Genomic DNA, 22,135 nt, shown 5'->3' with positions numbered 1-22,135 from the left:
GTAATAGGTTTAATTCCAGCAAATAGCGGTCAATATCTACTCCGCTGTGGTGCAGCTGACACAGGGGGGAATGGTGACACAATGCAGGGTTGGAAGCGGCTAGCCGGGCGCGCGGCAGCGTTCGCCGCGGCGATGTGGACGGTGGCGACCGCGGGGATCGCCACTGCCAAGGCCGAAGGCGGGACGATCGTCGTGTTGGACAGCAAGCTCAGGCGCTGTGACTTCAGCCTGGTGAGCACCGTGCCGATGGTGCCGCGGTCGGCCCTGGGCACCGGCCAGGTCATCGTTCATTCCTCGGGGGGCAAAGCGGTCGCGGAGGTCAGCCTGTCGGATGCGTCGGCCCCGGGAACCCATTTCGACGTCGGCCTGATTCAGGAACCCCGGTCTGCCGCGAGCAATTGTGGGCCCGGGGATCCGGGTACCGCGTTCTCCGGTTTGGACACCGACGGGGCGGGCGGCGGAGCGGTCACCGTATCGGACACTATTCGGCCCGGCACGACGGGCGTCTGGGTAGTTATCCAGCGCCCGAATCCGAATTCCCAAAAACCGGCCGAGTTCTACACGTCCGAGTTTGTCGCGCCGGTATAAGCCGTGCCGGTCGGCGGGTTGGCGCCTACGGCTGATCTAGTCGTCCCCACGGCGATGCGTCAGCTCCGCCTGCATGGCGGCGACACGTTCACGCACCTGCTCGTCGGAGCGCCGCTGTTCGGCAGCAGTGACGACGACGGCATCCGAACCCGGAAACACCGTTGCCTCGTGGCCACTGTCTAGCCACCGCACGACAAATGGCGGCGCGCCCTCGGCCCCGCTCACCTCGGTGATCAAGCCTCGCTGATCCGCTAACTCCGTCGTAGTGCCCTTGATCACGAGCCAGTCACCCACGTTGGCCTTCATTGCAGTCTCCCTCAAGCCGTTGCCCCTCGGCCGATCATGCGCCCGGCCCTTCCGTGAAACGAGGGCCACAAGTCACCGCTGACGACAACTGCTCTTTCGAGACTCGCAAACTGACGAATGCCCCGACCGGACGGGACTTCGGTCCCTACCGTGTCACTGCTATCGAATGCTCCGATGAGATCGGCAGATCCAGCTCCAGATGGGAGGCACGACAATGGATGCTTCACCGCAACCGCAGGCCAGGACGCGCATGTTTGCCCGCGTGCTCGGCGCATTCCTGGTCATCATCGACGTCACGGCCGTGGCGCGCGCGTCGGACATGCGGACGGTCCTTTCGGATTTCGAGGCAAGCCCGCTGTGGTCGTGGGTGGCCGGCGCCTTCATCCTGGCGCTCGGCCTTGTCATCGTGGCCGCCCACCAATATTGGAAGGGCGCCGCGGCGATCATCGTGTCCCTGCTGGGCTGGCTTATCACGCTGCGCGGCCTGCTTCTTTTCGCCTTTCCCAAGGCATTTGCGTCGGTGGCCAACAGCATGATCGGCGCGCAGGGATGGTGGATGGCACTCTGCGTGGCATTCGCCCTGATGGGGCTGTATTTGACCTACGTGGGCTGGGTCCCGGTACCGCTGCGGCCAGAGCCCCAAGTCGTAAGCGCCAGCCCGGACCTACCCCGAGCCGCTTGATCGGGGTAACCATATGACCGCGGCAGCAGAACACATCCCGCAACGATCCAGCAAGATCCCCGCCGCGCCGCGCATCGACGCGGACATCGACTTCGACGACTCAGCGGCGATCGCGGAAGCAGCGGTTGAGGATATGCGAACGGTGGAAACCGGAGTGGCCGTGCTGGTGGTGAAGCGAGGTCCCAATGCCGGAACGCAGTTTCAACTGGATAAGCCCGTCGTTTCCGTGGGGAGGCATCCCGCCAGCGATGTCTTCCTCGACGACATCACGGTCAGCCGTAGACACGCCGAGTTCCGCAGGGAAGACGGCACGTTCCACATCGTTGATCTCGGCAGCCTCAACAACACCTATCTCAACCGTGAACCCGTCGACTCGGCGGCGCTCAGCGAAGGCGACGAGCTCCAGATCGGCAATTTCCGTTTACTCTTTCTCGTCGGCACTTTGGCGAGATGAGCGTGGGACACGTCGAACGCCGGTCTGCGCAATGTCTTCACCCGGCGGTCCGGCTGTAATAGCGTCGCGTTCATGAGCGACTACGACGTTGAGGCCGTCGACCGGCTGCCCTTCTCCGCCCCGGAAAAGTCGCGGCGCTACCAGACGGACAACTACACCGGAGCGGTCGGTCTGAACTGGTACCTGACCGACCCCACGCTGCAGTTCACGATGGCCTACTACCTGCGGCCCGACGAATTATCGGTCATAGAGCCACATTTGACCGGCATCGGTGAACTGATGGGCGGTCCGGTGGCCCGCTGGGCCGACGAGATCGATCGCGACCCGCCGCGGCTGGAGCGCTACGACCGGTGGGGCCACGACGTCAGCCAGGTCGTGATGCCGGCGTCGTTCACCCAGTCCAAGCGTGCGGTGCTGGACGCTCAGCAGGCCCTGCGCACCGATGCACGCGCCGCGAAGGTCAGCTCCGGGCTGGCCCTGTTCGCCTCGAATTATCTGCTCAACCAGGCCGACATCGGGATGGGCTGCGCGCTGGGCACCGGCGGCGGCATGGTCCAGTCGCTCGTGGCCGCGTACGCGCCGCCCGACGTCGCGGAGCACGTACAGGCCAAGTTCGCCTCCGGCGAGTGGGCCGGCGAGACCGCGCAGCTGTTGACCGAACGCACCGGCGGCTCCGACCTGGGCGCGCTGGAGACGACGGCGACGCGCGCCGGCGATGCGTGGATCCTCAACGGCTTCAAGTGGTTCGCCTCCAACTGCGCCGGGTAGGCCTTCGTGGTGATGGCCAAACCGGAGGGGGCGCCGGACTCGACCCGCGGCATCGCCAACTTCCTGGTGCTGCGCACCCGCCGCGACGGTTCGCGAAACGGCGTGCGGGTGCGGCGACTCAAGGACAAACTCGGCACCCGTTCGGTGGCCTCGGGCGAGGTCGAGTTCGTCGACGCCGAGGCGTTCCTGCTGTCCGGCGAACCCAGCGGCGACGCGGGGCCGTCCGACGGCAAGGGCCTGGGCCGGATGATGGAGCTGACCAACGCCGCGCGCCTCGGCATCGCGTTGTTCGGGCTGGGCAACGCGCGCCGCGCCCTGGTCGAATCGCTGTGCTACGCGCGGCAACGGCAGGCGTTCGGTGGGGCGCTGATCGACAAGCCGCTGATGCGACGCAAGCTGGCCGAGTTGATCGTCGACGTCGAAGCCGCACAGGCCATGGTTTTCGACGGCACCGGGGCGGCCAACCATCGCCAGCCGCGAAGCGCGCGCCAGCGCATCGCGGTGCCGGTGACCAAGCTCAAGGTGTGCCGGCTGGGGATCACCGCGGCGTCCGACGCGATCGAAATCCACGGCGGCAACGGCTATATCGAAACCTGGCCGGTGGCAAGGCTTTTGCGTGACGCGCAAGTGAACACTATCTGGGAGGGTCCCGACAACATCCTGTGTCTGGATGTGCGCCGCGGCATCGAGCAGACCCGGGCGCACGAGACGTTGTTGGCGCGACTGCGCGACGCGGTGTCGTTTTCCGACGACTGCGGAGACGGTGGGGCAACCACCGCCCTGGTGGCCCGCCGCATCGAGGATCTCGACGCCGCGATCACGGCATGGACCAAACTCGACGGCGCCGTCGCCGAGGCACGGCTGTTCCCGCTGGCCCAATTCATGGGCGACGTCTACGCCGGGGCCCTGCTGATCGAGCAGGCGGCCTGGGAGCGGGAGAACCGCGGACGCGAGCGCAAGGCACTGGTGGCCTCGTTGTACGCGCAGCGCTACCTCGCCGATCGCGGACCGCTACGCGGTATCGACGCCGACGCCGACGCGGCGCTCGAGCGCTTCGACGAGTTGGCGGACGGGGCGCTGGCCCTGTGAGCGGCTTCGCATCGTCGCCGTAATGGTGCTGGCGCCGAACGGCACTCCGGTTCGGTTCGCCTGCGACGTGGTGGGACCCCGGCTCACGCTGGTCGAAGCCGCGTGGGCGATATCAGTACTAAAAAGGCTGGGCTAGCACGCTTTTCAGAAGCTGCGGATGTGACTCGCGCTACTAATTAGAGCGGTTGCAGGCTGTGTTTACGTCCGACGCGGAACCAGATCTGCTTGTCCCGCAACAGATGTAGCGACTTGCGGATCAGCAGCCGGGTCTGGTGCGGATCGATAACCGCATCGATGAAGCCACGCTCGGCGGCCGTCCACGGAATCGCCATGTTGAGGTTGTAGCCCTCGATGAAGTCCTTCTTGATCTGCTGCGCCTCGGGCGTCGTCGGGTCTGGGAACCGCTTCATCAGCAGCTGGGCGGCGCCCTCGGCGCCGATCACCGCGATGCGTGCGGTGGGCCAGGCGAAGTTGAAGTCGGCGGTCAGCTGCCGCGATCCCATCACGGCGTAGGCACCGCCGTAGGACTTGCGGACCGTGATCGTCACCTTCGGTACGTCGGCCTCCACGACCGCGGAGAGGAACCGGCCACCGCGCTTGATGATGCCGTTCTTCTCCTGCTCGGCCCCTGGCAGGAAGCCGGGCGTGTCGACGACGAAGATCAGCGGCAACTCGAAGATGTCGCAGAATCGGATGAACCGGGTGGCCTTGTCGGAGGCCTCATTGTCGATCGACCCGGCCAGGTGCATCGGCTGGTTCGCGATCACGCCGACCGGGCGACCGTCGACCCGGGCGAACCCGGTGATGATCGCCGGCCCCTGCTGCGCGGCGACTTCGAGAAAATCGCCGTCGTCGAAGATCCGCAGCAGGATCTCGTGCATGTCGTAGGCCGCGTTGTCGTTGTCCGGGATGATCGTGTCGAGTTCGAGATCGGTCGGAGTGATCTCGGGCTCGAGCCCGGGATTGACGATCGGCGGTTTGTCGAAGACGTTGGACGGCAGGAACGACAGGAAGTCGCGGACGTACTGGAATGCCTCGGCCTCGGTGTCGACAACGTGATGGATGTTGCCGTAGCGGGCCTGGATGTCGGCGCCGCCCAGCTCGTCGAGCGTGATCTCTTCGCCGGTGACCTCCTTGATCACGTCGGGCCCGGTGACGAAGAAGTAGCCCTGGTCGCGCACCGCAACAAGCAGATCGTCCTGGATCGGCGAATAGACCGCTCCGCCGGCGCATTTGCCGAAGATGAGGGAGATCTGGGGCACCACCCCGGACAGCGCTTCGTGGCGGCGGCCAAGCTCGGCATACCAGGCCAGTGACGTGACCGCGTCCTGGATGCGGGCGCCGCCGGAGTCCTGGATCCCGATGATCGGGCAGCCGACCATCGCGCACCACTCCATCAGCCGGGCCACCTTGCGGCCGAACATCTCCCCGACGGTGCCCTGGAACACGGTCTGGTCGTGGGAGAACACCCCGACCGGCCGGCCGTCGATCATCGCGTGGCCGGTGATGCAGCCGTCGCCGTAGAGCGCGTTCGGGTCGTTCGGCGTCTTGGCGAGTGCCCCCACCTCCAGGAAGGTGCCCGGATCGACCAGTGAGTGGATGCGGGACCGGGCGCTGGGGATGCCCTTCGCGTCGCGCTTGGCGGCGGCCTTCTCGCCGCCGGGTTCCTTGGCCAGTTCCAGTCGAGCGTTGAGCTCGGCCAGCTTCTCGGCGGTGGAGTGGACGATAGGGGCCGGCCCAGGCGCTGCATCCGTCACTACTTGTTGCCTACCTCACTTGTCCGGCGGTGCTCTGCCTCGACCGTGTTCAGCGCCTGGGTCATATGCGCGCCGACCTTGGCGATGATCGGCTCGTCGATGGCCTGGATGTGCTCGCCACCGATCGGCACGACCTCGAGGTCGGCGACATACTCGCCCCAACCACCGTCCGGCTTACGAACGGCGTACCGCGGCTCGAACATGATCGCGTCGTCATGGTAGCGATCGGCCATATAGAGGGTCACATGCCCGTCGTAAGGCTGGATCTCGGCGGTGTCGATCGCCCGGTTGTCCAGGTACGACGTGCGCTGGTGCTCGATGATCCCGGCCGGGATCTGCACGCCGCTCTGGCTGACGGCCTCCAACACGAACCGGATCTGGCCCTCGTCGTCGAGCTCCTCGAGCTGCTCGTACGGGATCGCCGGAATGGTGACCTGGAAGGTCTTCTCGGCGAAGCGGGCGTAACGGTCCCAGCGCTTGCGGACCTCTTCCTTGGTCTGCGGGACCTCTTCACCGGCGCGCACCGCGTCGATCAGGCCCACCCAGGCGACGTCCTTGCCCATCTTCTTGAGCCCGATCGCGCAGGCGTAGGCCAGCACCCCGCCCAGCGACCACCCGGCAAGGATGTAGGGCCCGTCGCCCTGCATCTCGATCAGCTTCGGAACGTATTGCGCCGCACGCTCTTCGATCGTGCCCTCGACGCGCTCCAGGCCGTACATCGGAGTGTCCGCGGGCAGCTGGCTGAGCAGCGGTTCGTACACCACGGTCGAGCCGCCGGCCGGATGGAAGACGAACACCGGCGCCTTGTCGGAGCCCTCGGGACGGGCCCGCAGCGTGCGGACGAACCCGTCAACCACGCCGGCTTCGAGGTACTGGCGGACCTTCTCGGCCAGCGCCTCGATGTTCTCCGAGGTCAGCACGTCCTCGGCGGTGATCGGACCCTCGGCGCGCTCGGAAAGCCGCTCGGCCATCTTGGCGGCGCTGGCGTCGTCCAGCTTGGGCAGCGGGTTGAAAATGCCGCCCGGGGACTTACCCGTGACAATCGCCCAGGTCGCGAAGGTGACCCGCTCGGCGGCATCCCGCGGCGGCACGTCGGAGTTGAGTGCCTTGGCGACGGCCTCGGAGTTCAGCGCCTCGGCCGCCCCGGCCAGATTCGGCGCGACGCCGTTGCCCGAGCCATTGCCGGTCGGACCGGACGGATCCGTCGGCGGCGGCGGAAGCGGTGCCTCCGACGGCGGCGGGGCCGGCGTCTCGGCCTCGGCGATCACGGATTCGGGCGTTGCGCCACTGAGTATTTCGGCCTGCGCCCGGGCGATCTCGTCGGCCGTCTGGGTCTTCTGGACTTCGTGCAGCTGCTCGACCTCGTCGCGGTGCTCGATCGCGTACTCGATCAGCTTCTCGACGTTGTAGAGGTTCGCGTCGCGTACCGCCGTCAATTGGATTGGCGGCAGGTCGAAGTCGTACTCGACGCGGTTCTTGATCCGCACCGCCATCAGCGAGTCGAGGCCCAGCTCGATCAGCGGCACCTCCCACGGCAGGTCCTCGACGTCATAACCCATGGCCGCCGCGACGATCGCGCCGAGTCGCTCGGCGATCGTCTCGCCCGACTCCGGTGACCACTTGGTGAAGCCGGCCGGCATGTAGCGAGTGGTCAGACTGTCGCCGAGGGTTTCGGCACCGTCTTCTTCGAGGGTCTCCCCGACAGGGGCGGCGCCGGTGTCGACGACGGCCGTCCCCGAGATCGCCGTGCCGGCGCCGACCGCGGCCGGCAGCACCGAAGCGGAACCACCTCGGGTCAGCAGCGCGTCGTAGACCAGCGTGAACGACTCGTCGATGCGGGCGTGCACCTGAACCGACGCCCCACCAGGGTGCCGCGTCATCGTCGTCACCAACCGGGCACCCAGGCCGGGTACCGCCCGCTGCTCCGAGGCCGACAGCTGCGCGTCCGGCAATACCGTTGCCGCGGCGGACTGCACCAACGCCGCGAGGTCGGTCTTCTCCCGCGGCGCGTATTCCCACACGTGCCGGCCGTCCGGCAGCGCAACATGGTTGCCGGGCATCAGGATTGAGCTGTCGCCGGAGAAGTGCGCATCGAGCCAGTGCTCTTTGCGCTTGAACCGGGTCGGCGGAATGTGGGCGTAGTCCTGGGGCCCGTGGGCGCGGCTGAACATGGTCCGGATGTCCAGGTCGTGTCCGTAGACGTAGAGCTGCGCCAGCGTCGAGACGATCGACTCGACCTCGTCCTGCTTGCGGGCCAGCGTCGGGATCAGCTGCGCGTCATGCAGGCCGGCCGACGCCGTGGTCAGCCCCACCTGCATCAGTGCCACCGGGTTGGGCGCCAGCTCCAGGAACGTGGTGTGCCCGCTGTCGACGGCGTTGCGGATGCCGTGGGTGAAGTAGACGCTGTGGCGCAGCCCCTTCTTCCAGTACTCGACGTCGTGGATCGGGTCGGCGCCGGGCTTGACGTAGCTGCCCTCGTGCACCGTCGAGTAGATCCCGGCCGTCGGGCTCATCGGCTTGATGCCCTGCAGCTCCGCGGCCAGCTCGCCAAGCAGCGGGTCCATCTGCGAGGTGTGGCTGGCACCCTTGGTCTGGAACTTGCGCGCGAACTTGCCCTCGGATTCCGCCCGGGCGATGATCGCGTCCACCTGCTCGGGCGGGCCACCGATGACGGTCTGGGTCGGTGCGGCGTAGACGCACACCTCCAGGTCGGGGAAGTCGGAGAACACCGTCTTGATCTCGTCGGCGGAGTACTCCACCAGCGCCATCAGCCGGATGAACTCGCCGAACAGCATCGACTCGCCCTCGCCCATCAGGTGCGAGCGCGAGCAGATCGCCCGGGTGGCGTCGCGCAACGACAGGCCGCCGGCGAAGTAGGCCGACGCGGCCTCACCCAGCGACTGCCCGACCACCGCGGCGGGCTTGGCGCCGTGATGCTTGAGCAGCTCGCCCAGCGCTATCTGGATCGCGAAGATGGTGACCTGAGTGGTCTCGATGCCGTAGTCCTGCGAATCGTCGAGGATCAGCTCGAGCACCGAGTAGCCCAGCTCGTCTTGCACCAGGGCGTCGACCTTCTCGATCCACTCGGCGAAGACCGCGTCCCGCAGGTACAGGTTCTTGCCCATCTTGCGGTGCTGCGCGCCGAACCCGGCGAGCACCCACACCGGGCCGTTGGTCACCGGCCCGTCGACGCTGAACACACCTGGGCGCTGCTTGCCCTCGGCGACCGCGCGCAAGCCCTTGACGGCCTCCTCGTGGTCGTGGGCCAGCACCACCGCGCGGGAACGGCCGTGGTTGCGCCGCGACAGCGACCGCCCGATCGACTCCAGCGACGACGCCTGCCCCTCAGGGCTTTCCATCCAGTCCGCCAGTTCGGCGGCCGCGGCCTTCTTACGTGAGGTCAGGAACGCCGAGACCGCAAGCGGGATCAGAGGTTTGGTGGGCTCGGCCTCCTGCTGCGCGGCGAGCTCTTCCAACGCCGCCTCTTTGAGAGCCAGCGCCTCTTCGGTCAGCCCCGGCAGGTCGGGCTCGGCGTCGTCGAACACGAACTCGTCGGTGATGATGTTGCCGAAATCGTCGAACCGCAGCGAGTGGGCGTCACCCGTGGGCGCCTCGGCCTGATCGCCCTGGGCGGGCGGGGTTAGCTCGGGCGCGGTTGGGCGCTCGTAGTAGTCACGCGGCAACACCTCGCGCAGCACCAGGTGCGCGTTGGCCCCGCCGAAGCCGAAACTCGACACCCCGGCCACCGCGTAGCCGCCGTAGCGCGGCCAATCCGTCGCGGTGTCAACGAATTTCAGACGCATAGCGTCGAAATCGATGTATGGGCTGGGCCCGGCGAAGTTGATCGACGGCGGCAGCTTGTTGTACTGCAGCGCCAGCACCACCTTGGCCATGCTGGCGATGCCGGCCGCCGACTCCAAGTGACCGATGTTGGTCTTGATCGCGCCCAGCAGCGCCGGCCGATCGGCCGGTCGGCCCCGGCCGACCACCCGACCCAGCGCCTCGGCCTCGATCGGGTCACCGAGGATGGTGCCGGTGCCGTGCGCCTCGATGTAGTCGACGTTGCGCGGGTCGATTCCGGCGTCCTTGTACGCCCGGCGCAGCACCTCGGCCTGCGCATCCTGGTTGGGCGCGATCAGGCCGTTGGACCGGCCGTCGTGGTTGATGGCGCTACCGGCGATGACGGCCAGGATCTGGTCACCGTCGCGGCGGGCGTCGTCCACCCGCTTGAGCACCACCATGCCGGCGCCCTCGGAGCGGGTGTAGCCGTCGGCGTCGGCCGAGAAGGACTTGATCCGGCCGTCGGGTGCCAGCACCGCGCCGATCTCGTCGAAACCGAGCGTCACCGCGGGAGTGATCAGCGCGTTGACACCACCGGCCACCGCGACATCGCACTCGCCGTTGCGCAACGCCTGCACCGCTTGATGCGTCGCCACCAACGAACTCGAGCAGGCGGTGTCGACGGCGACTGAGGGGCCGCGAAAGTCGTAGAAGTACGACACCCGGTTGGCAATGATCGCGTGCGAGTTCCCGGTGATCGCATAGGGGTGCGCCAGGGTCGGGTCCGAGATGGCCAGGAAGCCGTAGTCGGCGTTGGTGAAGCCCACGTAGACGCCGACCGCCTCGCCGCGCAGGCTGGACGCCGGGATGCGGGCGTGCTCGAGCGCCTCCCACGTCATTTCCAGCGCCATCCGCTGCTGCGGGTCGATGTTGTCGGCCTCGGTCTTGGCGACCGCGAAGAACTCGGAGTCGAAGCCCTTGATGTCCTTCAGGTAGCCGCCCTTGGTGCGGGCATTTGCGATGCGCTCGGCAAGCCGGGGTTCTTCGAGGAACTCCGACCAACGACCTTCGGGCAGGTCGGTGATGGCGTCGCGACCCTCCATCAGTGCCTGCCAGGTTTCGTCCGGGCTGTTCATGTCGCCAGGCAGCCGAGTGGACAACCCGACGATCGCGATGTCGACGCGCTCGGCCGGGCCGGGGCGCGTCCAGTCGGCGCCGTCGAGGCCGTCGTCGGGGAGTTCGGGTTCGCCCTCGATGGTGCGAGTCGCCAGCGATTCGATGGTCGGATGCTGGAACGCCACCGCGACCGACAGCGTGACCCCGGTCAGGTCCTCGATGTCGGCGGCCATCGCCACCGCGTCACGCGAGGACAGGCCCAGCTCCACCATCGGAATCGACTCGTCGATCGCGTCGGGCGATTGCCCGACGGCCCGGCCCACCCAGTTGCGCAGCCATTGCCGCATCTCGGGGACCGTCAGGTCGGTCTTCTTGGCGGGCGTGGTCCCACCAGGCGCAACTTCGCCGGCGCTGTCGAGAGTGTTTTCAGCGTTTTCCGGCAGGTCAGATTCTGTGTCAGCCATGGTTCCTGGTCTCAGTCTGTGGCATTGGCAAAAGCGCCTGGGGACCCGATGCCGCTGCGCAGACTGCCGTCGAGGTAGGCGGCGCGGCAGGCACGGTGCCCGATCTTGCCGCTGGAGGTGCGGGGGATCGACCCCGACTGCACCAGCAGCAAGTCACGCACGGTGACCCCGTGACGCACGGCGATGGCCGCGCGAATGTCGTCGGCGATCGGTTGATAGTCGAGCTTGTGCGTACCGGCGGCCCGCTCGGCGACGATCACCAGCTGCTCGGAGGTGTCCTCGGGGTCGAACGTGAGCCCGGTGTGCGGGTTGTCGAACACCGCCTGCGGCAGCTGGTTGGCCGGGACCGAGAAGGCCGCGACGTATCCGGTGCGCAACGCCTTGCTGGCCTCCTGCGCCGAATACTCGAGGTCCTGCGGGTAGTGATTGCGGCCGTCGATGATGACCAGGTCCTTGATCCGGCCCGCTATGTAGAGGTTGCCGTTGAAGTAGGTGCCGAAGTCGCCGGTGCGCACCCACAGCCCGTCGTCGGCGGCGCCCTCGGCGTGCGACTCGCTGATCCGCGACTTGAGGATGTTGCGGAACACCTCGGTGGTCTCCGCTTCCTTGCCCCAGTAGCCGGTGCCCAGGTTCTTGCCGTGCAACCAGATCTCGCCGATCTGTCCGTCCGGCAGCTCGCTGGCGGTCTCGGGATCGACGATGACGGCCCACTCGTCGACGCCGATGACGCCGGCCGATACCTGCGCGACGGCATTCGGCGAGTCCGCAGCCACCTCGACGAAGCGCTGGTTGTTCAACTCTTCGCGGTCGACGTGGATGACGGTGGGCGCCTCGTCCATCGGTGTGGTCGAGACGAACAACGTCGCCTCGGCCAGACCATAGGACGGCTTGATCGCGGTCTTACGCAGACCGTAGGGCTCGAACGCCTCGTAGAACTTACGCATCGACGCCGGGGACACCGGCTCGCTGCCGTTGAGGATGCCCTTGACGTTGCTCAGGTCCAGCGGCGGCTCACCGTCTTTGGGAACACCGCGCACGGCGGCGTGCTCGAAGGCGAAGTTCGGCGCCACCGTGAAGACCTCGCAGTCCGGGCCGTCCTCGGGCTTGCGCGCCATCTCCCGGATCCAGCGGCCGGGCCGGCGCACGAACGCGGCCGGGGTCATGAACGTGAAGTGGTGGCCCAGCACCGGGGACAGCAGCGCGGTGATCAGACCCATGTCGTGGAAGAAGGGCAGCCAGGACAGGCCGCGGTCGCCGTCCTTGCCTTCCAGCCCGTTGAGCACCTGCAGCACGTTGGTCGGCAGGTTCAGGTGGGTGATCTGGACGCCGGTCGGGGTTCGGGTGGACCCCGAGGTGTACTGCAGATAGGCCAGCGTGTTCTCGTCTGCGTCCGGCTCCACCCAGGTGGCGGCGACCTCGTCGGGCACCGCGTCGACGGCGATGACGCGGGGACGTTCCTTGGCCGCCCGGGCCCGGATGAACTTGCGGACGCCTTCGGCGGCCTCGGTCGTGGTCAGGATCGTCGAGGGGGTGCAGTCGTCAAGCACGGCGTGCAGGCGGCCGACGTGACCCGGCTCGCTGGGGTCGAACAGCGGCACCGCGATCCGGCCCGCGTACAGCGCCCCGAAGAAGGCGATGAGGTAGTTCAGGTTCTGCGGGCACAGGATCGCGATCCGGTCGCCGGGCTCGGTGACCTGCTGCAGACGGGCGCCGACGGCGCGGTTGCGCGCGCTGAAGTCGCGCCACACGATGTCGCGATAGACACCGTCGCGTTCGGTGGAGTAGTCCACGAAGCGGTAGGCCAGCCTGTCGCCGCGCACCTTCGCCCACTTCTCAACGTGCTTGACCAAGTTCGTGTTGTCCGGGAACTTGATTCGTCCGTTCACGATGAACGGGTTGTGGTAGGCCATGCCGCCCTCTCCTGTTACACACTCGCCGGTCAGCTACTCCGGCGGTCCTTAGTGTCGGCGTTGCCGACGACGTCCTCTGCGCGGGCCGGCCTCGTGCACGGCGCAAAATCGCGCCGCTCCGTCCGGGTTTCGACCCGGCCGGAAACCGCCAGACACTTATCGCTCTTAGTTTTCTCTTAATGTTAGGCGGCGGCGCGCGGCAGACCAAATCTCAAGGTACCGCCGATTGCCCCCGGTACCGCCTACCTGAGCGTTGTGTCCCGTCACCCAGCTCTGCGCGCGCCCACCTGCGTTGTTCCGCGGCCGTCCGCACAGTCACCCGTGCTTGGGGTGGGGCGCGTTTTCAACGAGATTACGCGCCCAGTTCAGCGTCCAATCCGTGGCCGGGGCGCCATCCAGATTCCAGAACTGGGGGGTGGCGTACATGGCGTGAACCGGCTGGCCCGCGCCGCCGGCCAGCGTGTTGAGTGTATTCGGCAGGTTCGCGACGCTAAATGCCTCGTTCGGTGCGGCACAGATCAGATCGCCCGCCGCGCAGATCTCGTTGGTCTTGGTGTTGAGGTCCCCGAAGCCGCCGGGCCGTGCGCCGGTCATCGTCAAGCCGAGCCCGGACAACATCGGCACCTCGTGCAGGGTCACCTCGGCGCCCTCGCCGGGTGGGTTGGGGCCGATGTCGTTGCCCACACCCTGCTGGCGGCGCCCGTCGGCGATCAGCGTCACACCCAAGACCAGATCGTCGTCGACGGGTCCGCGGCCGTTGCCGATGTCGCTGGCGATGTCGCCGGCGATCACGGCGCCCTGCGAGAAACCCGCCAGCACATAGCTGGTCAGCGGGCACTTGTTGTTCATGTCGGTCAGCGCCTGGACCGCCGCACGGGTGCCTTCGGCCCGGCTGTCGTTATAGGACATCTGCTTGACGCCGCCCAGCGGATTGTTGAATTGAGCGGTGTAAGGCACGGTGTACGTCTGCACCCGCGAGGCCGGGAACTGCTGGCCGATCGCCCCGGTCATGTTGTGCAGCAACGCATTAGGGAACTGCATCGGGTTCAGTGGATCGTCTTGCGGGGAGGACTCCCACGTCCCGGGAATCACCAGCAATTCGACGTCGGGGCAAGAAGCGTCCTGGGAAGCCGGCCGTGGCTTGTGCGGATGCGTCGTCGTCGAGGACGGCGGCAAGACGCCGGGCGGGACTGCGCTGGGCGGCGCTTCGGTGCTGCGCAGCATCGTCACCACGGCCACGATGACCAACAACACGACGCCGGCCATGGACAACGCGGCGACCCAGGCCAGGATTCGGCGACGCTTGCGCTGGGCGTTGGTGGTCATGTTCTCCTGCTGGCAGAGTCGGTAGGTCGCAGCTCCTCACAGGCAAGCGGCCATCGCGCCCTCTGCTGCTCAGTACACGGTACCGGCTCGGCGCGCGGCGCCGTCCGTCCTGCGAGCGGGTCCGTGTGGTTAGCGGATGGCTCCCACGATGTCACCCGACATGGCGCCCAGCTGCCCGGCCCACGAGCCCCAGCCGTTGTCGCCGCCGCCGGGAAAGTCGAAGTGGCCGTTGTGGCCGCCGTCGCTGCGGTATTGCTGGTAGAACATGCGGCTGTTGCCCATCGCCTCACCGGCCTGGCCGATCATCGCGGCCGCGTCGCCGCCCATGTTGGTCGGGCTCCACACCCATACCCGGGTGTTGTTCTGCGCCAGCAGCGACGCGTGCACGTACGGGTCGTGCCACTTCCACCGGCCCAGCTGCGGCGCGCCCCACATCCCGTTGCCGTCCACGCCGCCGAACTGCTGCAGTCCGGCCAGGATCGCGCCGTTGGTGGTGGTGTTCGACGGGTACAGGAATCCCGACAGCGAGCCGGCGAAGCCGAAGCGGTCGGGGTGGAAGGCGGCCAACGCCATCGCGGCATAGCCACCCTGCGACGCCCCGACGGCGGCGTGCCCGCCCGGGGCCAGGCCCTTGTTGGCGGCCAGCCAGTCGGGCAACTCGGCAGACAAGAAGGTGTCCCACTGCTTGCTGCCGTCCTGCTCCCAGTTGGTGTACATGCTCCAGGCGCCACCGGCGGGGGCCACCACGGAGATCCCCTTGCCGGCCAGCGTGCCCATCGCGTTGCCCGCGGTCACCCAGTTGCTGACGTCGGGGGCGGCGTTGAAGGCGTCCAACAGATACACCGCATGCGGACCACCCCCGAGGAAGGCGACCGGGATATCTCGGCCCATGGCGCCCGACGGCACCATCAGCGTCTCGTAACCCGCAGCCCGGGCCTTGCCCGCGATCCCTGCCGCCACACCACCGAAACCGAGTGTCAGTGCGGCAACGCAAAGCACCCGCAAAAGCGTCGACAGACCACGCACGCTACCCATGTCCACCCTCCATCGTGTAGTCGCTGTGTTTGCACAGTAACCAGGGCCGAACTGGAGCCGACCCGCAGGGTAGTGAATCAGGTCACACCGCGAACGATTGGCGGCGGGAACCCCAAAGGGTTCCCGCCGCCAATCTCGTTGATCTAAAGGTGTTACGTGCCCTGGCTCGGGGCAGCCGCGGCGGTGGCCGGTCCGGCACCCGGGGTAGCGCCCAGCGACGACTGCAGGTCGGGCAGCATGGCGTGCAGCTGCGCGCCCCAGTAGGGCCAGTCGTGGGTGCCGTTGGCGTCGAAGTTCCAGACGGCGTTGTGGCCGCCGGCCGCGTTGTACGCGTCCTGGAACTTCAGGTTGCTGGTCCGCACGAAGCCTTCCAGGAACTTGGCGGGCAGGTTGTCGCCACCGAGGTCGGACGGCTTGCCGTTACCGCAGTACACCCAGATGCGGGTGTTGTTCGCGACCAACTTGCCGACCTGCAGCGACGGGTCGTTGCGCTGCCATGCCGGGTCGCTGGACGGCCCCCACATGTCCTTGGTCTTGTAGCCACCGGCGTCACCCATGGCCAGGCCGATCAGGGTCGGGCCCATGCCCTGCGACGGGTCCAGCAGCGCCGACAGCGAGCCGGCGTACGGGAACTGCTCGGGGTGGTAGGCGGCGAGGATCAGCGCCGACGAGCCGGCCATCGACAGACCGACGGCAGCGCTGCCAGTCGGCTTGACCTGCTTGTTGGCCGACAGGTACTGCGGCAGCTCGCTGGTCAGGAAGGTCTCCCACTTGTACGTGGTGCAGCCGGCCTTACCGCAGGCGGGCGCGTACCAATCGGAGTAGAAGCTGGACTGGCCACCGACCGGCATCACGACCGCGATGCCCGACTGGTTGTACCACTCGAACGCGGGGGTGTTGATATCCCAGCCGTTGAAGTCGTCCTGCGCGCGCATGCCGTCCAGCAGGTACAGCGCGGGCGCGTTGGCGCCGCCGCTCTGGAACTGGACCTTGATGTCGCGGCCCATCGCGGCCGACGGAACCTGCAGGTACTCCACCGGCAGACCCGGGCGAGAGAACGCCCCTGCGGTCGCCGGGCCCCCCACGACGCCAATCAGACCCGAGAGCAGAGCCGCACCTGCGGCCCCCACCACGAGCCGACGTGGCATACGTGCCACGGCGCCGCGAAACCTGTCAACAAGCGTCATTCTTGCTTCCTCATCCTTTCGGCGCGTCCTTCAGCAGGGCGCGTCGTTGATTGGGGTCGTACTGCATACGCCTGGCGCAGCAGTGCTCCTGTAGTGAACCACACGAACCCGCGCGGGCTCTCATCGAGGACGCTCCGCAAACCCGGCCCGGGCGGCGATTTCGTGGGAATTTCGGCCCGAATTCGGTGACGGAAAATCGCATTTCCGCATGTGCCGGGCGGTGAACGCCTACTGGTGACGGTGCAAATGCGAATTTGCTGTATAGATCCGGTCCTGGAAAATTGTCATGGGTTCGAGATGTGTGAGATTTCTCCGCGCAATATTCACTCACGGGGCGGCGGTGGGGACGCGTCCGGCACCGGTAGGCCGCACCTGGCGAGCTCGTAGAGCGGGACCCGGTCGATCCGGTACGCGGTGAATTCGAAGGCATGCAAGAAGTTTGAGACAAACCGGTGCAGCGACATCGGGGCACGCACCGAAGCCAGCACCGCCTTGGTCTCGGGACACTGCAGCGCCGCGACCGCCTGGGCGACCCAGTTTGCATCGAGGTAGCCCGGAATGCCCGGATACACCTTCACCCACGGGCCGTCGGCGATCACCCAATCCGGGAACAGGTTTTTGTCATGGCCGATCCGGCCGTGCGTCAGGCGCTGCGTGTGCTGGGCGAGCGGGTTCGCCAACCCGATCGGGTCGATCACCCGGACATCGAGCCCGACATTCATGCCCAGCATCCCCAGGTTCGTGAAAAACACTGCATGTTGCGGCTTTTGCGGTGGTTTGCTGCCCGGGGCCGGCGGTGGCGGCTGCAGCTGGGGCACGATGTCCCACTGAATGTAGTTTCCCGATGGCAGCAACAACGCCCCGTCCGGGGTGTTGTCCAGCGCCGCCAGCACCGCCGCCATCCTCGGATAATCGAGGTAATCGGCGGCGGTCAGCGGGTGCGCGTGGCCGGTCGCCTGGGCGTAGAAACGGCGTTCGTCGACAATGCCGCTGTACGTGACGTGGGTGGCGTCGTAACCCAGCCCCGGCGAGTTTGCTGCCCACAGCGACCAGCCCGCAATACCGAGCCACAGCAGGCCGGCGGCGCCGGCCAGCCAATAACCCGTTTCGCGGGAAAAGTCCTCCCCGTCGGGGATCAGTATCGGGATCACGGCGACCGGGGCCAGCAAACAGAAAAGCGGCGCGAGCAGCACTCGCGCATGCATGAAATCGCCGCCCTGCCGGGTCCAGTACAGGGCCTGCAGCAGCCCGCTCACGAGGACGAAAGCCACCACGGCCGGCGGGCTTTGCACCGCACGCGCCAGCCGCCCGTAGTTGGGCGCGGGCATCGGGCGCAAGAACGACGGCCGCCGCCGCACCGCCATCAGCAGCAGCCCCAGCGGGACCAGCAGCAGCACCGGTAGCCACACCGCGTAGGGCGAGACGAAGTTCGAGAGGTAAATCATGCCCTGGGACCACTTGTCACCAGCGGCGTCCTTGGCCAGAGCCGTCCCCGGCACCAGCAAGCCGTAATAGCCCATCCGGAAGATCTGGTAGGCCACGGGAAGGAAGCCGCCGGCCGCCACGATCAGCACCCGACGGCGCCAGGTCCGGGCCGCGATCAGCATCATGATCAGGGCCAGGCCACCCATCAGCGCCAGCTCGGGCCGCACCAACACGCTGATCCCGGCGACGAAGGCCAGGACGCCCAAGAACACGTCGCTGTCCGGCCGGTTCCGCAGCGGCTGCGACCAGCGGACCATCATCCACCACAGCAACCCCAGATAGGCCAGCGTCAGTCCGCTCTCCAGCCCGGAGGTGGCGAAGTCGCGCGCCGGCGGCAGCGCGATGTAGACCAGCGCCCCGGCCGGCAGCATGATCGCCCGGCGTCCTCGCAGGCTGGGTGCATAGAGACGACCGGCACCCAGGATCAGCAGCGCCACGCCCGACACCGACAGCACCAGCGCGAGCGCCAGCGCCACGTACTCCATGCGCACCGGACCGCCGACCCAGCTTCCGATGTACATCAGGTAGGTCCATGCCGTGGACGTGTTCGCCTCGACCCGCTCGCCCTGGTTGAAGACCGGTCCGTTACCGGCCAGCAGATTGCGCACCGTGCGCAGCACGATCAGCCCGTCGTCGGCGATCCAGCGCCGCTCCCATGCACCCCAGCCGAAGAGCACGGCGATCACCGCCACGCTCACCCACAGGCTGACCCGAACCACCGGGTCGTAGGGGAACAGCGACCGGCGACGCCGACCCACTCTGGGCCGGCGGCGCATCACCGTGCCGTTGAAGCGCTTGAGCGCCTCCAGACCAGGGCTAGCCGAAGGCAACGGCGGCACCAACTGTTGCGATCCACGCCAGGAACAGCAGCTGCAACACCCGGTCACGCAGCGCAATTTCTTCGGGCTCGCCGGCCAGTCCGCCGTCGACGTCGACGGCATAGCGCAGCACCGCGATGGTTAACGGAACCATCGAGACCGCGTACCAGGAGCCCGAACCGCGGTCCCGCTCGAATGCCCACAACCCGTAACACATCACGAAGGCCGTCGCCGACATCGTCCAGACGAACCGAAGGTAGGTGCTGGTGTAGCTTTCCAGCGACTTGCGGATCGCCGCGCCGGTGCGCTCGGCCAATTGCAGCTCGGCGTAGCGTTTGCCGGCCGCCATGAACAGCGACCCGAACGCCATGATCAGCAGGAACCACTGGGACAGCGGGATATCGGTGGCCGCGCCCCCGGCTATCGCCCGCAGCAGATACGCCGACGACACGATGCAGATGTCCAGCACCGCTTGGTGTTTCAGGCCGAAGCAGTACGCCAGCTGCATCGCGAGGTAGACGCCCATCACCACCGCGAGGTTCGGCGTCAGCCAGAAGGAAATCCCCAGCGAGGCCGCACCCAGCACCACGGCCAGCGCGTAGGCCAGCCATTCGGGCACCACACCGGCCGCGATCGGCCGGAACCTCTTGGTGGGGTGCTCCCGGTCAGCCTCGACGTCGCGGACGTCGTTGATCAGGTAGATCGCCGACGCCGCCAAGCTGAACACCAGGAAGGCCACGGAGGCCTTGGTCAGCACATCGGCGTAGTCGTACCGGACCCCGTGTCCCGCCGCCGCGACCGGCGCGGCCAGCACGAGCACATTCTTCACCCATTGACGCGGGCGCACGGCCTTGATCAACCCGGTGATCAGGTTCGCCGGAGGTTTTCCGGTCGCCACCTCTTCGCTCATTTCCGCCACACCTATCTCGACTTTCTATCGAGCCAGAGTGCAAGGCGCGCAACCGCGGCGCCGAGCGCCACGCCGAAAGCAACATCGCTGGGATAGTGCACGCCCAGCAGTATCCGCGACAGCGCCATCGGCGGAACCAGCACGGCGGCGCTTATTCCTCGAGGCAGTCCGGCGGCGCGGCCCATCAGGATGGCCGCGGCCGTCGTGGAGGTCGCATGCGCGGACGGGAAGCTCAGCTGGCTGGGGGTGCCGACGTTGACCGTGACGGCCGGATCGTGCGGGCGTTTGCGTCGCACCACCCGCTTGATCAGCACGGCGGCCGCGTGCGCGGCGAACGTGCCGGCCGCGGCCACCAGCCATTCCCCGCGGCGCCGCTCCTTTAACAGGGCGCCCAGCAGTTCGACGATCAGCCAGCCGACGCTGTGCTCGCCGAAGTGAGACATTCCGCGCGCGGCGGCCAACACCCCGGGGCGGTCAGCCAGTGCCGACTGAACGGCAACCATCACGGCTACTTCGCCGCTTGGCACCGCCGGTTCAGCCATGTTGGCTTGCTTCCGGCTGGGGGCACCTCCCGCTTGCGGGGGACAGCACCGTCTCCCACTTCTGCTTGCTGGACAGCACCGGCAGCGCGCCCCGGTACACCCGGCGCATCTCGTCGAACCGGCTCAGCAGCTGACGCTGGCGACGCAGCGACTGCAGCAGCAGCCGGAACATCTTGCGCCGATCGCGCTGCCGGTAAACCACGCCGCAACCGTCGGCGGTGGTGACCGTGACACCGTCGACGGTGCACAGCCGGAACCAGCGCGCATCCTGGGTCGGCACGTTGAACTCGGGACGCCGGTGGCTTTCCGGGTCGGCCGCGGTCGCGTTGTGCAAGATGCCGCGGATCAGCCGGTAGCTGATGGACACCGGGTTCACCGGTGGCTTCATCGCCTTGGTCTTGTTCTGCGGCGCCGGCAGCTCGCTGGCGGCGGGCAGCACGATGGCGTCCGGGTACTCCTTGCGCAGCCGGTGCACCTCGGGGAGTCCCGATTCCAGGATCGAGAAGATGTGCTCCGGACCGGCCAGGAAGTCGTCGATCGCCCTGTTCTGGATCGCGACCGTTGAATATTCAAGGCACGCAAGGTGTTTCAGCGTCGCCTTGAGGTGGCTACGGACCAGGCCGGTTATGTCGCCGTCCCAGTGCAGAGCGGCGACCACGAGCCGGTTGCGCAGGTGGAAATAGGCCTGCCAGTCGATCGCGTCGTCCTTGTCACTCCACGCCATGTGCCAGATCGCGGCGCCCGGCAGCGTGACCGTCGGGTAGCCGTGATCCCCGGCGCGGAGACCGTATTCGGCGTCGTCCCATTTGATGAACAGCGGCAGCGGTTGGCCTAGCTCCTCGGCGACCTGCCGCGGGATCATGCACGTCCACCAGCCGTTGAAGTCGACGTCGATTCGACGGTGCAGTAGCGCGCTGCGATCGTTCTTGTCCCCCAACGGGAATTCGGCGAAGTCGTGGTCGTACTCGGCGTGCGGCGCGGCGGTCCACATGAAGTTCGACTGATTGACGACCTCGCCCATAATGTGCAGGTGCGACGGCTCCTGCAGGTTGAGCATCTGACCGCCGATCAGCGTCGGCGTCTTGGCGAAGCGGTTCAGCGCGAGCACCCGCAGGATTGTGTCCAGCTCGATGCGGATGTCGTCGTCCATAAACAGGATCTGTTGGCAGTCAGTGTTTTTCAACGCCTCGTACATCACCCGGCTGTAGCCACCGGAACCGCCGAGGTTCGGCTGGTCGTGGATGGAGAGCCGATTGCCCAGACCCGCGGACGCCGCCGCGAAGTCCGGGTGATCGCGCACCTTGCGGGTGCCCTGATCCGGAACGATCACCGCGCCAATGACCTTGTCCACCAAGGGGTCCGCGGTGAGGTCGGCCAGCGCGTTGACGCAGTCGGCGGGGCGGTTGAAGGTCGGGATACCGACCGCGATGTTGGCCGTGCCCGGAGCGGGTTCGGTCGCGTACCAGCCACCGCTGACCAAGCCGACCGCGGTGTCGGTGGTGATGTCGAACCAGATCCACCCGCCGTCCTCGAACGACTTGAGCGGCACCTCGATCTCGACGACGGCCGGCTGCTCGTCGGTGCCGACGAATTCGCGGCCCTCCACCGAGATCCGTACCCCGGTGGCCTTGGTCCGGTATACGTCGACGCGTCCGGTTCCGGTCAGCTCGACGCGCAGCACCACCGAGGTGCAGATCGACCAGCGGCGCCAGTAACTGGCCGGGAACGCGTTGAAGTACGTGGCGAACGAGACCTCGGATTCTTTGCCGATCTCCAGCGAGGTGCGGCTGGTCGCGTGCGCCCGCCGGGCATTGGTGGTCGACTCCTCGAGGTACAGCTTGCGCACGTCGAGCGGTTCACCCGGGCGCGGCAAGATGATTCGGGACAGCAAGCTCACGGCGGTCATCAGGCGCCACTC

14 protein-coding genes and 1 pseudogene are annotated in these 22,135 nt (G+C 67.2%); 4 read left to right on the top strand and 11 right to left on the bottom strand.

Annotated features, from left to right (window positions below; all coding sequences use genetic code 11):
* Positions 1 to 81 precede the first annotated feature (81 nt).
* Positions 82 to 588 carry a hypothetical protein gene (locus G6N54_RS19615; protein WP_163791520.1) on the top strand — a complete coding sequence of 169 codons (507 nt, stop codon included), beginning with the start codon at positions 82 to 84 and terminating at the stop codon, positions 586 to 588.
* Positions 589 to 624: 36 nt separating this feature from the next.
* Here the strand turns inward: G6N54_RS19615 and G6N54_RS19610 are convergent, their stop codons facing one another.
* The gene (locus G6N54_RS19610) at positions 625 to 894 is read right to left on the bottom strand and encodes a DUF1918 domain-containing protein (RefSeq protein WP_163791519.1); all 270 of its coding nucleotides are present in this window, start codon (positions 892 to 894) and stop codon (positions 625 to 627) included.
* 214 nt (positions 895 to 1,108) lie between these two features.
* Between G6N54_RS19610 and G6N54_RS19605 the strand changes: the two genes are divergently transcribed.
* From G6N54_RS19605 to G6N54_RS19595, 3 genes and pseudogenes are all read left to right on the top strand, one after another.
* Positions 1,109 to 1,576, top strand: a complete 468-nt coding sequence (locus tag G6N54_RS19605; protein WP_163791518.1) for a hypothetical protein — start codon at positions 1,109 to 1,111, stop codon at positions 1,574 to 1,576.
* 13 nt (positions 1,577 to 1,589) lie between these two features.
* Positions 1,590 to 2,030: an FHA domain-containing protein gene (locus G6N54_RS19600; RefSeq protein WP_163791517.1), complete on the top strand. Its 441-nt coding sequence runs from the start codon at positions 1,590 to 1,592 to the stop codon at positions 2,028 to 2,030.
* Positions 2,031 to 2,102: 72 nt separating this feature from the next.
* Positions 2,103 to 3,887 (top strand): annotated as a pseudogene (locus G6N54_RS19595) (acyl-CoA dehydrogenase family protein).
* A 176-nt stretch (positions 3,888 to 4,063) separates the two neighbouring features.
* Here the strand turns inward: G6N54_RS19595 and G6N54_RS19590 are convergent.
* From G6N54_RS19590 to G6N54_RS19545, 10 genes are all read right to left on the bottom strand, one after another.
* Positions 4,064 to 5,644, bottom strand: coding sequence for an acyl-CoA carboxylase subunit beta (locus G6N54_RS19590; RefSeq protein WP_163791516.1), 1,581 nt, complete (start codon positions 5,642 to 5,644; stop codon positions 4,064 to 4,066).
* Entirely contained in the window at positions 5,644 to 11,004 is a 5,361-nt protein-coding gene (gene pks13 / locus G6N54_RS19585) for a polyketide synthase Pks13 (RefSeq protein ID WP_163791515.1), read from the bottom strand. Before pks13 ends, G6N54_RS19590 begins: the two co-directional genes overlap by 1 nt.
* A gap of 11 nt (positions 11,005 to 11,015) precedes the next feature.
* A complete protein-coding gene (gene fadD32 / locus G6N54_RS19580) occupies positions 11,016 to 12,914 on the bottom strand; it encodes a long-chain-fatty-acid--AMP ligase FadD32 (RefSeq protein WP_163791514.1) in 1,899 nt (632 codons plus the stop codon).
* Positions 12,915 to 13,229: 315 nt separating this feature from the next.
* Positions 13,230 to 14,240 (bottom strand): carboxylesterase Culp6, encoded by a 1,011-nt coding sequence (gene culp6, locus G6N54_RS19575; RefSeq protein WP_163791513.1) that lies wholly within the window; start codon positions 14,238 to 14,240, stop codon positions 13,230 to 13,232.
* Between the two features lie 129 nt (positions 14,241 to 14,369).
* Positions 14,370 to 15,266 carry an esterase family protein gene (locus tag G6N54_RS19570; protein WP_163794849.1) on the bottom strand — a complete coding sequence of 299 codons (897 nt, stop codon included), beginning with the start codon at positions 15,264 to 15,266 and terminating at the stop codon, positions 14,370 to 14,372.
* A 161-nt stretch (positions 15,267 to 15,427) separates the two neighbouring features.
* A complete protein-coding gene (gene ag85A / locus G6N54_RS19565; RefSeq protein WP_163791512.1) occupies positions 15,428 to 16,462 on the bottom strand; it encodes a diacylglycerol acyltransferase/mycolyltransferase Ag85A in 1,035 nt (344 codons plus the stop codon).
* 323 nt (positions 16,463 to 16,785) lie between these two features.
* Entirely contained in the window at positions 16,786 to 18,777 is a 1,992-nt protein-coding gene (gene aftB / locus G6N54_RS19560; RefSeq protein ID WP_269475858.1) for a terminal beta-(1->2)-arabinofuranosyltransferase, read from the bottom strand.
* Positions 18,764 to 19,675 (bottom strand): decaprenyl-phosphate phosphoribosyltransferase, encoded by a 912-nt coding sequence (locus tag G6N54_RS19555; RefSeq protein ID WP_163791511.1) that lies wholly within the window; start codon positions 19,673 to 19,675, stop codon positions 18,764 to 18,766. The genes aftB and G6N54_RS19555 overlap by 14 nt, the downstream gene beginning before the upstream one ends.
* Positions 19,676 to 19,686: 11 nt before the next feature.
* Entirely contained in the window at positions 19,687 to 20,217 is a 531-nt protein-coding gene (locus G6N54_RS19550) for a phosphatase PAP2 family protein (RefSeq protein ID WP_179969094.1), read from the bottom strand.
* Positions 20,210 to 22,123, bottom strand: coding sequence for a glycosyltransferase (locus G6N54_RS19545; protein ID WP_163791510.1), 1,914 nt, complete (start codon positions 22,121 to 22,123; stop codon positions 20,210 to 20,212). Before G6N54_RS19545 ends, G6N54_RS19550 begins: the two co-directional genes overlap by 8 nt.
* Positions 22,124 to 22,135 lie beyond the last annotated feature (12 nt).

It is taken from the genome of Mycobacterium stomatepiae, from assembly GCF_010731715.1.
GTDB lineage: Bacteria > Actinomycetota > Actinomycetes > Mycobacteriales > Mycobacteriaceae > Mycobacterium > Mycobacterium stomatepiae.
The sequence above is the reverse complement of the archived record's forward strand: the minus strand, read 5'-3'. Positions and strand labels throughout refer to the sequence as shown.